The following is a 13,362-nucleotide window of genomic DNA, read 5'->3' on the forward strand; positions in this document are numbered from 1 at the left end:
TTCCTAAGGGAAAGGCGTGCCGCCGATGGTAGGCAAGCCCGAGAGGATGCCGTGAAAGCCGGCCAGGGCCGGGCCGATGCGGATGCCCTGCGGGCTGATCTCGAAGCGGCGGATGCTGCGCTCGTGCGCGCTGCCGCGTTTCTTGAAGACGGAAATGGCTTGCCGCACCTCGCCTTCCGTTTCGTAGTAGCGCAGCATGATGACGCTGTCGGCCAGATAGCTGGCGTCGGCCGCCGTCGTCATCGAAGTGCCCAGCATGTTTTGCTGCACGCCGACGAGCAGGGTCGTCACGCCGTGCTGGCTCAGGTAATTGAGCAGTTCATGCAGGTAGGTGCTCTGGAAGCGTTCATCGGGCACGGCGTGCATGTAGCCGTTCAGGCTGTCGATGACGATCACCTTGGCGCCCCGCTGCGCCGCGTCGACCACGGCCTGGGCGAATTCGCCCGGTGTCAGCTCGGCCGGATCGATCTGCTGCGCGCTCAGCAGGCCTGTGTCGAGCGCCGCCTGCAGGCGCATGCCCACGCTGTCGGTCCGGTTCAGCAGCTTGCTGCGCGCCTCCTCGAACAGGAACATGGCGCATGGTTCGCCGCGCGTCGTGGCCGCGTGCACGAATTGCGCCGCCAGGGTGGACTTGCCGCTGCCGGCCGGGCCGGAAAGGAGCGTGCTCATGCCTTCTTCCAGGCCGCCGCCTATCATGGCGTCGAGTTCGGGCACGCCGCTCGACAGGCGCCGGTGCCCGCCATCGCGGCGCGTGTCGGCCGCCACCAGCCGCGGATAGACGACCAGGCCGTCACGGGCGATCTTGTAGTCGTGCGTGCCGCTGCGAAATGGCACGCCCCGGTATTTCACCACCCGCACGCGGCGCCGGTCATTGCCATAGGCCTGGTTTTGCAGCTCCAGCGCGATCACGCAATGGGCCACGCTACGCACTTGCAAGCCGTCGTCCAGCGCGGAACGGTCATCGATCAGCACGGTGGTGCAGTGCCGGCTGGCCAGATATTGTTTCAACGCCACGACCTGGCGCCTGTAGCGCAAGGGGTTTTCCGCCAGCAGCTGCAGTTCGGACAGCGAATCGAGCACGAGGCGGGCCGGGCGGTGTTTTTCGATGGCGGCCAGGATGCGCTGGTTGGTCGAGGCCAGTTCGATTTCGGACGGATGGAAGATCGTGTACTGGCGCTCGGGATTGAGTATGTCGTCGCTGGGCGCCACTTCTTCGATGGCGATGCCGGCCAGGTCCCAGCCGTGCGACAGGGCTGCGCCGCGCAGCTCGATCTCGGATTCGGCCAGGGCGATATACAGCACGGGCGTGCCGTTGCGCGCCCCTTCGGCCAGAAACTGCAGCGCCAGGGTGGTCTTGCCTGTACCTGGCACGCCTTCGAGCAGGTACAGGCGATCGGCCAGCAGGCCGCCCGTCAATATGGTGTCGAGGCCCGGGATGCCCGTCGACAGCAGCGGCGGCGCGTCCAGGCCGCCCGCGCCATCGTCTTGCGCCGTTCCTTGCGCCTGTGCTGTCATCATCGCGTCCTCGCTTCGCCATGCTGTGGCCAATATATTAGCGCGTCCGCCGCGGCATGTCTTTTCGATACCATTGGTAAATAATCACCTCGGCATACTTGCGGGCAGGGCGGAGTGTTGCGTCCTTGTCGGCCAGTTCAGCAAAGAACTCTTGACCCTGCTAAAGTATTCACTCAATCCACCTTTTCCGCTTTGCCGTTTTAGCCACCGCTCGCCAGGTTCCTGCTCAACTGTGCTGGCGTGCCACCGCTGTTGCTGTCTTCATTTTATTGCCTCATTGATAAGTTAATTCGCTTGATAGTTACTATGTTTCAATTGTAACGATGCTTGACGATTTTAGAATGATCGTTCATTCTTTGATCTGCGTTAATAAATTTAGTCATTTCTAACGACACTAGCCAGCTTCTTTTTCAGAAAGTCCAAGATGCAACCAACCTTTTCCCTGACGTCGCCGCGTACGAGCGGCGCTATTGCCGTTCTGTGCGCCACTGTAATCATGGCCGGCTGCAGTAAAAAACAGGAAGCACCTCACGCGCAGCAAGCGCCGCAGGTGGTCGTGTTTACTGTTAATCCGGCCGCGTTGCCGATGAGCGCCGAATTGCCCGGCCGCACGAATGCCTACCAATTCGCCGATGTGCGCCCGCAAGTGGGCGGTTTGATCCAGAAGCGCCTGTTCGTCGAGGGTAGCGATGTGAAAGCGGGCACGGCCCTGTATCAGATCGATTCCGCCACCTACCAGGCCGCCGCCAATTCGGCCAAGGCCGCGCTGTCGAAAGCCAAGGCCAACCTGTTGACGGCCGGTCCGAAAGCCGCGCGCTACAAGGAACTGGTGGCCATCGAAGGCGTCAGCCGCCAGGAATACGATGATGCCGTCGCCGCGTTCGAGCAAGCCAAGGCAGACGTCGAGTCCGCCACTGCGGCGCTGGAATCGGCGAACATCAACCTGCGCTACAGCACCGTGACGGCGCCGATCAGCGGCCGCACCAGCCGCTCGACCGTGACGGCCGGCGCGCTGGTGACGGCGGGCCAGGCCGAAGCGCTGACCACCGTGCAGCAACTCGACCCGATCTATGTCGACGTGACCCAGTCGAGCACCGACCTGCTGCGCCTGAAACGCCAGATGGCCGATGGTTCGCTGAAGAAAGTAGGCGAAGGCCAGGCCAAGGTCGACCTGATCCTGCCGGACGGCAGCAAGTACGGCGCATCGGGCAAGCTGCAGTTCGCCGGCGTGACGGTCGATCCGACCACCGGCAACGTCATCTTGCGCGCGCTGTTCCCGAACCCGAAAGGCGAATTGCTGCCAGGTATGTACGTGCGTGCGCAGCTGGAAACGGGCGTGGATGAGAAAGCCATTACCGTGCCGCAAGTGGGCGTGACGCGCAACCAGAAGGGCCAGGCCACGGCCCTGATCCTGAACAAGGAAAACAAGGTCGAGCAGCGCGTGCTGACCACCAGCGGCACCGTCGGCACCAACTGGCTGGTGACGTCCGGCCTGGCCGCAGGCGACCGCGTGATCGTGGAAGGCTTGCAAAAAGTCAAGCCAGGCGCCCCAGCCGTTGCCGTGCCGGCCAAGGCCGAAGCTGCTCCTGCGCCCGCGCCCGCCGCTGCCGCTTCTGCCGCCGCATCGGCTGCCAGCGCCCACTAATTCAGGAGAATATTAATGGCCCGTTTTTTCATTGACCGCCCGATTTTTGCCTGGGTGGTCGCGATCGTCATCATGCTTGCCGGCGTGATTTCGATCCTCAGCCTGCCGATCGCGCAGTATCCGAGCATCGCCCCGCCGTCGATTTCGATCAGCGGCTCCTACCCTGGCGCCTCCGCCAAGACCGTGGAAGATGCGGTCACCCAGGTCATCGAACAAAAGATGAAGGGTATCGACGGCTTGCGCTACATGTCCTCGTCGAGCGATGCGACTGGCGGCATCAGCATCACGCTGACGTTTACCAGCGGGACCAATCCCGACATCGCCCAGGTGCAGGTACAGAACAAGCTGCAGCTGGCCACGCCGCTGCTGCCGACGGCTGTCACGCAACAGGGTCTTGTCGTGTCGAAAGCGACGAAGAACTTCCTGATGGTGTTCGGCTTCATTTCCGAAAACGGCAAGATGGACCAGACCGACTTGAGCGACTATGTGGCCGCCAACGTCGTCGATCCGCTCAGCCGTGTTGCCGGTGTGGGCGACGTGACCCTGTTCGGTTCGCAGTACGCCATGCGTATCTGGCTCGACCCGGCCAAGCTGCAAAGTTTTAACCTGACCCCGGCGGACGTGATCACGGCCGTGCAGGCGCAGAATGCGGAAGTGTCGGCCGGTGAACTGGGCGGCACGCCGTCCGTCAAGGGTCAGCAGCTGAACGCCACCGTGTCGGCGCAAAGCCGTTTGCAAACGGTGGAGCAGTTCGGCGCCATCTTGCTGAAAACCACGACCAACGGTGCCATGGTGTACCTGAAGGATGTGGCCAGCATGGAACTGGGCCGCGAGAACTACAACACCGTGGCCCGCTACAACGGCCATGCGGCCACCGGCGTGGCGATCAAGCTGGCGACGGGCGCCAACGCGCTCGATACGGCCAATGCGGCGAAAGCCATGCTGGGCAACCTGAGCAAGCAATTCCCTGAAGGCATGAGCTACCAGGTGGCGTTCGACACCACCCCGTTCGTGAAACTGTCCATCGAAGAAGTGGTGAAAACCCTGGTCGAAGCGGTGATCCTGGTATTCCTCGTGATGTATCTGTTCCTGCAGAACTTCCGCGCCACCCTGATCCCGACCATGGCCGTGCCGGTCGTGCTGCTGGGTACCTTCGGCATCCTGAACGCCTTCGGCTATTCGATCAATACGCTCACCATGTTCGCCATGGTGCTGGCCATCGGCCTGCTGGTCGACGATGCGATCGTGGTGGTGGAAAACGTCGAGCGCGTGATGAGCGAAGAGGGCTTGTCGCCGCTGGAAGCGACGCGCAAGTCGATGACGCAGATCACGGGCGCGCTGGTCGGTATCGCCATGGTGCTGTCGGCCGTGTTCGTGCCGATGGCCTTCTTCGGCGGTTCGACGGGCGTGATTTACCGCCAGTTCTCGATCACGATCGTCTCGTCGATGGTGCTGTCCGTCATCGTCGCGCTGGTGTTTACGCCAGCCTTGTGCGCCACCCTGTTGAAACCGGTCGAGAAGGGCCATCACGCGACGAACAAGGGTTTCTTCGGCTGGTTCAACCGCAGCTTCGACCGCAGCAGCAACACCTACCAGGGCTGGGTCGGCGCCATGATCACGCACCGTTTCCGCTCGATGCTGCTGTACGTGCTGCTGCTGGCTGGCCTGGTGTTCATCTTCATGCGCCTGCCGACCTCGTTCCTGCCGGAAGAAGACCAGGGCATCCTGTTTACGCAGATTCAATTGCCGACGGGCGCCACGCAAGAGCGCACCCTGAAGGTGATCGAACAGGTCGAAGACCACTTCATGAACAGCGAGAAGGACAACGTCGCTTCCGTGTTTGCCGTCGCCGGTTTCAGCTTCGGCGGTAACGGCCAGAATACGGGTATCGCCTTCGTGCGCCTGAAAGACTGGTCGCTGCGCAAGGACGTGGCGCAGAAGGCGCCGGCCGTGGCCGGTCGCGCCATGGGCAAGCTGTTGCAGATCAAGGATGCGATGGTGTTTACGTTCGCCCCGCCTGCCGTGCTGGAACTGGGTAACGCCACCGGTTTCGACATGCAGCTGCAGGATATCGGCGGTGTCGGCCATGACGCCCTGATGGCGGCGCGTAACCAGTTGCTGGGCATGGCGTCGCAGAATCCGGCCATGGTGGGCGTGCGCCCGAACGGCCAGGAAGATACGCCGCAGTACAAGATCGACATCGACCAGCAGAAAGCCACCGCGCTGGGCTTGCAGATCTCGGAAATCAACCGCGTGCTGAGCGTGGGCTGGGGTAGCTCGTATGTGAACGACTTCCTCGACCGTGGCCGCGTGAAGAAAGTGTTCATGCAAGGTAATGCCGAATCGCGCATGCTGCCGGAAGACTTGAACAAGTGGTTCGTGCGCAACACGGCTGGCCAGATGGTGCCGTTCTCGGCCTTTGCCACCGGCAAGTGGATTTACGCGTCGCCGCGCCTGGAACGCTACAACGGCTTGCCGTCGGTAGAGATCCTCGGTACGCCGGCGCCGGGCCAGAGCACGGGCGCCGCCATGAACGCGATGGAAGAGATGGTGGCCAAGCTGCCGCCTGGCATCGGCTTCAGCTGGACCGGCGTGTCGCTGGAAGAGCGCGAATCCGGTTCGCAGACGCCGCAGCTGTACGCGCTGTCGCTGCTGATCGTCTTCCTGTGCCTGGCCGCGCTGTATGAAAGCTGGTCGATTCCATTCTCCGTGCTGCTGGTCGTGCCGCTGGGCGTGATCGGCGCCGTGCTGGGTACCTGGCTGTTCGGCCTGTCGAACGACGTGTACTTCCAGGTGGGCTTGCTCACGGTGGTGGGCCTGTCGGCGAAGAACGCGATTCTGATCGTCGAGTTTGCCAAGGAAATGCAGGAATCGGGCATGTCGCTGCTGGACGCGACCTTGCACGCGGTGCGTCTGCGTCTGCGTCCGATCCTGATGACCTCGATCGCCTTCGGCCTGGGCGTGTTGCCACTGGCCATTTCCAGCGGCGCCGGTTCCGGCAGCCAGAACGCCATCGGTATCGGCGTGCTGGGCGGTATGTTGACGGCCACGTTCCTCGGTATCTTCTTCGTGCCGGTGTTCTTCGTGCTGGTGCGCGGCTTCTTCTCGAAGCCGGACGCGCCCGCCACGCCGGCGACGCCTGGTTCGCCAGCCGTCACGCTTTCCAAGGATGCACATTAATATGAAAAAATCACTCCTCTCCATGGCGGCGCTGGCCTTGCTGGCCGGTTGCAGCCTGGCTCCCACGTACGAGCGTCCGGCGGCGCCTGCGCCCACGGCGTGGCCGACCGGCCCTTCCTACAAGGCCGATACGGCCGCCGCCGACGCCAAGCCGGTGGCGGACATCGCCTGGCGCGAGTTCTTTGCCGATGCTCGCCTGCGCCAGGTACTGGAACTGGCGCTGGCCAACAACCGCGACCTGCGCGTCTCGATCCTCAACATCGAGAAGGCGCGCGCCACCTACGGCATCGAACGCGCCGCCCTGATCCCGACCCTGTCGGCCTCGGGCGGCCAGTCGGCCACGCGCATTTCGAAAAACGCCAGCCCGACGGGCGAAGCGTCCATCAACCGCCAGTACACGGCGAACCTGGGCGTGTCGGCCTACGAGCTGGACTTCTTCGGCCGCGTGCGCAGCCTGTCCGACAGCGCGCTGGAGCAATACCTGGGCACGGAAGAAGCACGCCGTGCTCAGCAGATCAGCCTGGTGGCCGAAGTGGCCAGCACCTATCTGAACCTGGTGGCCGACCAGCAGCGCCTGCGCGTGGCGCAGGACACCCTGAAGAGCCAGCAGTCGTCGTATGACCTGGCCGTGCGCCGCTTCAGCGCGGGCGCCACCTCGGGCCTGGACAAGTACGACGCCCAGACCAGTGTCGAGTCGGCCCGTTCCGACGTGGCGGTCTTCACGAGCCAGGTGGCGCTGGACCAGAACGCGCTGGTCTTGCTGGTGGGCGGCCCCGTGCCGGCCGACCTGCTGCCGCCAGCCGAGTTCGGCACCGTGACGGCGCTGGCAGACATTCCGTCCGGCGTGCCGTCGGACGTGCTGCAGCGCCGTCCCGACGTGCTGGCGGCCGAGCGCACCCTGCGCGCCGCCAACGCCAACATCGGCGCGGCGCGCGCGGCCTTCTTCCCGCGCATTTCGCTGACGGCCACGGCCGGTTCGGTCAGCGACAACCTGTCGGGCCTGTTCAAGGGCGGCAGCGGCACGTGGAGTTTCCTGCCGCAGATCAGCTTGCCGATCTTCGATGGCGGCGTGAATCGCGCCAACCTCGATATCGCCAAGGTGCAGCGTGAAATCTCCGTGGCGCAATACGAAAAGGCGATCCAGGTGGCCTTCCGTGAAGTGTCCGATGCGCTGGCCCAGCGCGGCACCATCGACGAGCGCCTGCAATCGCAGGTCTCGCTGGTCGAGGCGTCGACGAAGAGCTACACCATCCACGACGCGCGCTACAAGCAGGGCGCCGAGTCCTACCTGAACGCCCTGGTGGCCCAGCGCGCGCTGTACACGGCGCAGCAAAGCCTGATCACGGCGCGCCTGGCCAAGTCGACCAACCTGGTCACCTTGTACAAGGTGCTGGGCGGCGGTTGGCAGCCTGAGCAGACAGCCGTCGCGGCGGCTGGCGGCGCCCAATAATCACGGGGACGCCGACGCCGGCCTTGCCCGCAAGGGCAGGGCCGGCGCGCTACTGGAAAAGTCATGAACCAAGTTGAAAAGAAGCATCCGGACCCCGAGCGCGCCAATACGCGGCGCAAACAGGTGCTCGATGCGGCTGAAAGCTGCTTCAGCCGCCGCGGTTTCCACGGCGCCAGCATGGCCGAGATATCGAAGGCGGCCGGCATGAGCGCGGGCCACATCTATAATTATTTTGACAGCAAGGACGCGATCATCGCCGCCTTCGTCATGCAGAATACGGAGCGGGTGTCGAACCTGATGCAGGACCTGGCGCAGCGCGACGATCCGCTGCAGGCGGTGATCGACAATGCGGGCGAGCATGTGCTCGAAGCGCTGGACCCGACCACGTGGATGATGCCGCTGGAAATCTTTGCCGAAGCGTCGCGCAATCCGGTGATCGCGGAAATGCTGCAATGCTCGGACCGGCGCTCGCGCCAGTTATTTCTCTCCATCATACGCGACGCGCGCATCAGGCGCGGCTTGCCGGCTGGCGAGGAAATGCTGCAAGGGCGCCTTGATGCCCTGGTGGCCATGTACCAGGGTCTGCCCGTGCGCTTCATTCACAATCCGGACGTGAAGGTCGAGCCGCTGATCGCGGGCTTTCGCATCGTCCTGACGGCGCTGCTGCTGAGCGAATAGGGCGCTTGAACGGGGCATGCAAAAAAGTTTGCGCAGATCGACATGAATCGTGCGCAAAGCATGGCAAAAACCTAAAAGCGTCTGCTATAATTCCCACCTCGTCGGGGCGTAGCGCAGCCTGGTAGCGTACATGCATGGGGTGCATGGGGTCGGAAGTTCGAATCTTCTCGCCCCGACCATTAGATTCAAGGAGTTACGGCGCAAGCTGTATCAAAACCCGGCACTGTATATTAGATAATTGTCTAATATCGGTGCCGGGTTTTTCCGTTTACGCGACGTATGATTTCATTGCTGCATGCCGATGTCCGTTATCGGCCTGTCGCGTTGAAGTACGCCAGCTGCGCACGCGATCTTCACGATTTGCCACTGTCCCGGCAAACAACAGGCGGAGGCGGCGATGACGGGACGTCAGGCGAGCTGCCCGAGCCGCAGCGGGGAATTGCTGCCGCATCGCCGGATATCGGCCGGCTGTTCCTTGCCGTTATGGCAGGGTCATGTCCAGGCCGACCATGCTGACAACGACGAAGGTGACGATCCCCAGGGCCAGCAGCAATAGCGCGAAGATGGCGACCACCTTGCCGCTGGCGCGCAGCACCGCGCGATTCTGCTTCGCCTTGTCCTTATCCTTCTTCCCTTGATCGTAATGCCACTTGATGGCGAAGAACATGCCCGTGGCGAGCACGAGAGCCTTGAACGTCACGAAGACTATGGGGGTCCAATCGATCATTTTGCGTATTTCCAGTCTATTACTTGACACTATCTGAGGAGCACTACCTCAACACGCTGCTTCAGCAGCTTCTGTTCACACCATCCCCCAGGCATCCTGTTTGACTCTTTCATTATATCCAGCTATGAAATCAGCATGGCATCGCGCGCCGTGATTTGCCGCATGATGCAGGTGAGCGAGGAAAAAACGTCAGCGACTGCCATGCAAGGATGGTGTTGCTGCACGTTCTGATGCATACTACTTGAAAACAATTTCCATACAATTAGACAAAATGTCCCAGTTGAAACCCATACAAGATGAACATGAGGCTATCTGGTTGCCGCGATTGACCGGGAACAAGGGGCCACGTTTCTTGCAGATCGCGGATGCCTTGCAAGCGGCGGTGGCAGAGGGCTCGGTGAAGCCGGGCGACCGCCTGCCGACGCAGCGCCAGCTGGCAGCACAGCTGGGCGTCGACCTGACGACGATCACGCGCGCATACGACGAAGCCAGGCGCCGCAACTTGCTGGAGGGCCGCGGCGCGCGGGGCACGTATGCCGCGGCGCCGAAAGTCGAATTGACCGCTATCCTCGACCTGAGCATGAATACCCCGCCACCGCCGGAGGGCGTGGACTTCGACGACATGTTGAAACAAGGTTTGTCCCAGGTCTTGATGCGGGCAGACAATGAATTGCTGATGACTTACCACCTGGGCGGGGGAAGCGACTCCGACCGCAAGGCTGGCGCCGAATGGCTGGCACCGATGTTCGGACATCTGGATTCCCGGCAGGTCGTGGTGTGTCCGGGCGCGCAAGCGGCGATCGCCGCATTGATCCTTGCGCTGACGGAGCCTGGCGAGGTGATCCTGGCGGAGCCGACGAGTTATCCCGGCTTGCGTGCCGCGGCGACCCAGTTCGGCCGGCGCGTCATTGCCGTGGAAGCGGACCAGCACGGGATGCTGCCCGGGATGCTCGAGGAAGCGTGCCGCCAGCACCAGCCCGGGCTGGTCTACCTCAACCCGACATTGCAGAACCCGACCGCCATCACCATGCCGGAACGCCGGCGCAGGGAGCTCGCCGGCGTCGCGCAGCGCTGCAATGTACGCATCGTCGAGGACGATCCCTACTGGCTCCTCGCCGATGCCCCGCCGCCGCCCATTGCCACGTTTGCCCCGGAACACGTGGTCTACATCTCGACCCTGTCGAAATGCCTGACGCCCGGCCTGCGTGTCGCCTTCGTGCTGATGCGCGACCCGATTGCGCGCGAACGTTTCCTGATCGCGCTACGATCCTTTGCGCTGATGGCCGCTCCGCTGACGGCCGCACTGGCCACCCAGTGGATACTCGACGGTTCGGCTGACGGATTGATGGAGGGCGTGCGCAACGAGGCGCGCCTGCGCCACCGGATGGCGCGCGATATCCTGGCGGGGCGCTACAGCGGCTGTGGCGACGGCCTGCACGTATGGCTCGAGTTGCCGGCGTATTGGAACTCCTCGCAGCTTGCGCGCGCAGCCGCCTCCGCCGGCATCGCGGTCACGCCGGCGGAGGCATTCGCCACGGGCAGCGCATCGGTGAACGCCATCCGGATCTCTTTGGGCTGCATCAAGGACCGTGGCCGCTTGCAGGCGGGTCTGCAACGGCTGTCTCATCTGCTTGCGCAGCGGCCCGAGTCGTTCAGCGCTGCTGTGGTCTGACTCTCCAGGGCGGGCATGCCCGAGCAAGGGTAATGCCATGGGAATCCCGGAAACATCCGCAATCACGTTCTTATGCAGATGCCAGCCAGCCCCCGTTTTCGCCATCCTGTCCCCCGATTTTCGTCCCCTGTCGCTGCCATCAACCTGGCAACACGGCTTTCGCCTATGATGGGCTGGCACGTGCTCAATGATTATATTTTCCCTTCATTCAACAACCATGAGGTGTCCATGATTCGCTATGTCCTGCCTGCCCTGTTGTTCGCCAGCGTACTGCCGGCGCACGCCCAAGTCCCCGTCAAGGAAACGCCGCTGATCGAGCGGGCCAAGCTGTTCGGCAATCCCAGCAAGTCCGGTGGCAAGCTCAGCCCCGATGGACGTTGGCTGTCGTGGATCGCGCCGCGCGATGGCGTGCTCAATGTGTGGGTGGCGCCGGCCGGCGACCTGGCGCAGGCGCGGCCGCTGACGGACGAAAAGGTGCGGCCCATCCGCGGCAGCTTCTGGTCGCCCGATTCGACAACCTTGCTGTTCATCCAGGACAAGGGCGGCGACGAGAATTTCCTGCTGTACGGCGTGAACGTGGCGACCGGCAAGCAGGTCAATTACACGCCGTTCGAGAAGACGCGCGTGCGCATCGTCCAGATCAGCAGCAAGGTCAGGGACCGCATCCTCGTCGGCATCAATAACCGCGATGCGCGCTGGCACGACGTGTACAGCCTGGACCTGGCCAGCGGCAAGCTGACGCTGGTGCAGCAGAACGATGGCTATGGCGGCTACCTGGCCGATGAATTGCTCAACTTGCGTATCGCCAGCAAGGCGCGCACTGATGGCGGCATGCAGTATTTCCGCCTGACGGATGGCAAGGTCGAGAGCACGCCGCTGACCGAAGTCGGTCTGGAAGACTCGCAGACGACGGCGCCGCTGGCGTTTACGGTCGACGGCAAGACCTTGTACTGGACCGATTCGCGCGGCCGCAATACCTCGGCTCTGCTGGCGCAGGACGTGGCCAGTGGCAAGACCACGGTCATGGCGCAAGACCCGCGCGCCGACATCGCCGATGCGCTGTACGACACGCGCACGGGCCGCGTGCAGGCGTATACGGTCAATTACCTGCAGCAGGAATATTTGCCGCTGGCGGACGACCTGAAAGCCGACCTGGCCTTCCTGAAGAAAAATACCCAGGGCCAGTTCACGGTGACGTCGCGCACGGATGCCGACGATAAATGGCTGGTGAATGTCGATGCCGTCACGGCGCCCCCATCGAGCTGGCTGTACGAGCGCAAGACCAAAAAACTCACGCGGCTGTACGTGACGCGTCCGGAACTGGAAGGCGCGCCGCTGGTGCCCATGTATCCGCAGCAAATCAAGGCGCGCGACGGTCTGAACCTGGTGTCTTACCTGACCCTGCCGCAGGCGTCGAAGGCGGGCGCCGGCGGCAAGCCCACGCAGGCGGTGCCGATGGTGCTGCTGGTGCACGGCGGCCCGTGGGCGCGCGACACCTATGGCTACAACGGCTACCACCAGTGGCTGGCCAACCGCGGCTATGCCGTGCTGTCGGTGAATTTCCGCGGCTCGACGGGTTTCGGCAAGCAGTTCATCTCGGCCGGCGACCTGCAGTGGGGCCGCAAGATGCATGACGACCTGCTCGACGCGGTGCAGTGGGCCGTGAAGAGCGGCGTGACGAGCGCCGACAAGGTGGCCATCATGGGCGGCTCGTATGGCGGCTACGCCACCCTGGCCGGCATGGCGTTCACGCCGACGGCGTTTGCCTGCGGCGTCGACATCGTCGGCCCGTCGAACCTGTTTACCTTGCTGCAAACCATCCCGCCGTACTGGGAAGCGGGCAAGCAGCAGTTCTACAAGCGCATGGGCGACCCGACCACGGAAGAGGGCCGCGCGCTGCTCAAGGAGCGCTCGCCGCTGAACTTTGCGCAGAACATCCAGCGCCCGCTGCTGATCGGCCAGGGCGCCAACGACCCGCGCGTCAACGTGGCTGAATCGGACCAGATCGTGGCGGCCATGGCGGCGAAGAATATTCCCGTCACGTATGTGCTGTTCCCCGATGAGGGCCATGGCTTTGCCCGGCCCGTCAACAACATCGCCTTCAATGCCGTGACGGAAAACTTCCTGGGGCAATGCCTGGCCGGCCGCGCCGAGCCGATCGGCGCCACCCTGAAGGCGTCCACCGCGCAGGTCAAGCATGGCGCCGAGTTTGCGCCGGGCTTGCAGGAAGCGATGCGCTAAGTAACCCCCAATAAATTATTGTGATTTCTGACTTCCATAACCGGCGCTCTGCGGCGTTGCCCGCTGCTAGCAGTGCTCGCACTGCGTCGCAGCGGGCGCCTTGCATAGCATCCGGTTCTGTTCGTCATAAATTCACAATAATTTCCTGAGGATTACTTCGGTAGCGAAAGCCGCATGGCGGTTGCAGTGACGGCGGCCGGGCTTGATGGCCCGGGCCGCCGCGTTGCCGGCGGGCGCAGATGGGGGAAATCTCA

8 protein-coding genes and 1 tRNA gene are annotated in these 13,362 nt (G+C 63.2%); 7 read left to right on the forward strand and 2 right to left on the reverse strand.

Annotated features, from left to right (window positions below; translation table 11 throughout):
* Window positions 1–3: 3 nt before the first annotated feature.
* Complete coding sequence (locus ACRHIG_RS11365) at window positions 4–1,515, reverse strand: DUF7125 family protein (RefSeq protein WP_489630794.1); 1,512 nt, start codon at window positions 1,513–1,515, stop codon at window positions 4–6.
* 424 nt (window positions 1,516–1,939) lie between these two features.
* Here ACRHIG_RS11365 and ACRHIG_RS11370 point away from each other — a divergent pair, with 424 nt between their 5' ends.
* From ACRHIG_RS11370 to ACRHIG_RS11390, 5 genes are all read left to right on the forward strand, one after another.
* A complete protein-coding gene (locus tag ACRHIG_RS11370; RefSeq protein ID WP_489630222.1) occupies window positions 1,940–3,160 on the forward strand; it encodes an efflux RND transporter periplasmic adaptor subunit in 1,221 nt (406 codons plus the stop codon).
* 15 nt (window positions 3,161–3,175) lie between these two features.
* Window positions 3,176–6,340 (forward strand): efflux RND transporter permease subunit, encoded by a 3,165-nt coding sequence (locus tag ACRHIG_RS11375; protein ID WP_475415515.1) that lies wholly within the window; start codon window positions 3,176–3,178, stop codon window positions 6,338–6,340.
* A gap of 1 nt (window position 6,341) precedes the next feature.
* The gene (gene adeC / locus ACRHIG_RS11380) at window positions 6,342–7,790 is read left to right on the forward strand and encodes an AdeC/AdeK/OprM family multidrug efflux complex outer membrane factor (protein ID WP_489630223.1); all 1,449 of its coding nucleotides are present in this window, start codon (window positions 6,342–6,344) and stop codon (window positions 7,788–7,790) included.
* A gap of 63 nt (window positions 7,791–7,853) precedes the next feature.
* Window positions 7,854–8,468 (forward strand): TetR/AcrR family transcriptional regulator, encoded by a 615-nt coding sequence (locus ACRHIG_RS11385; RefSeq protein WP_489630224.1) that lies wholly within the window; start codon window positions 7,854–7,856, stop codon window positions 8,466–8,468.
* Window positions 8,469–8,570: 102 nt separating this feature from the next.
* Window positions 8,571–8,647 (forward strand) — tRNA-Pro (locus ACRHIG_RS11390).
* A gap of 302 nt (window positions 8,648–8,949) precedes the next feature.
* On the opposite strand, the gene ACRHIG_RS11395 is transcribed toward ACRHIG_RS11390, so the two are convergent.
* Window positions 8,950–9,195 (reverse strand): hypothetical protein, encoded by a 246-nt coding sequence (locus ACRHIG_RS11395; RefSeq protein ID WP_475415512.1) that lies wholly within the window; start codon window positions 9,193–9,195, stop codon window positions 8,950–8,952.
* 271 nt (window positions 9,196–9,466) lie between these two features.
* Here ACRHIG_RS11395 and ACRHIG_RS11400 point away from each other — a divergent pair, with 271 nt between their 5' ends.
* Window positions 9,467–10,867 carry an aminotransferase-like domain-containing protein gene (locus ACRHIG_RS11400; protein WP_489630225.1) on the forward strand — a complete coding sequence of 467 codons (1,401 nt, stop codon included), beginning with the start codon at window positions 9,467–9,469 and terminating at the stop codon, window positions 10,865–10,867.
* Window positions 10,868–11,095: 228 nt separating this feature from the next.
* A complete protein-coding gene (locus tag ACRHIG_RS11405; RefSeq protein ID WP_489630226.1) occupies window positions 11,096–13,108 on the forward strand; it encodes a S9 family peptidase in 2,013 nt (670 codons plus the stop codon).
* Window positions 13,109–13,362: the final 254 nt, after the last annotated feature.

The organism is Janthinobacterium sp. C22 (assembly GCF_057919405.1).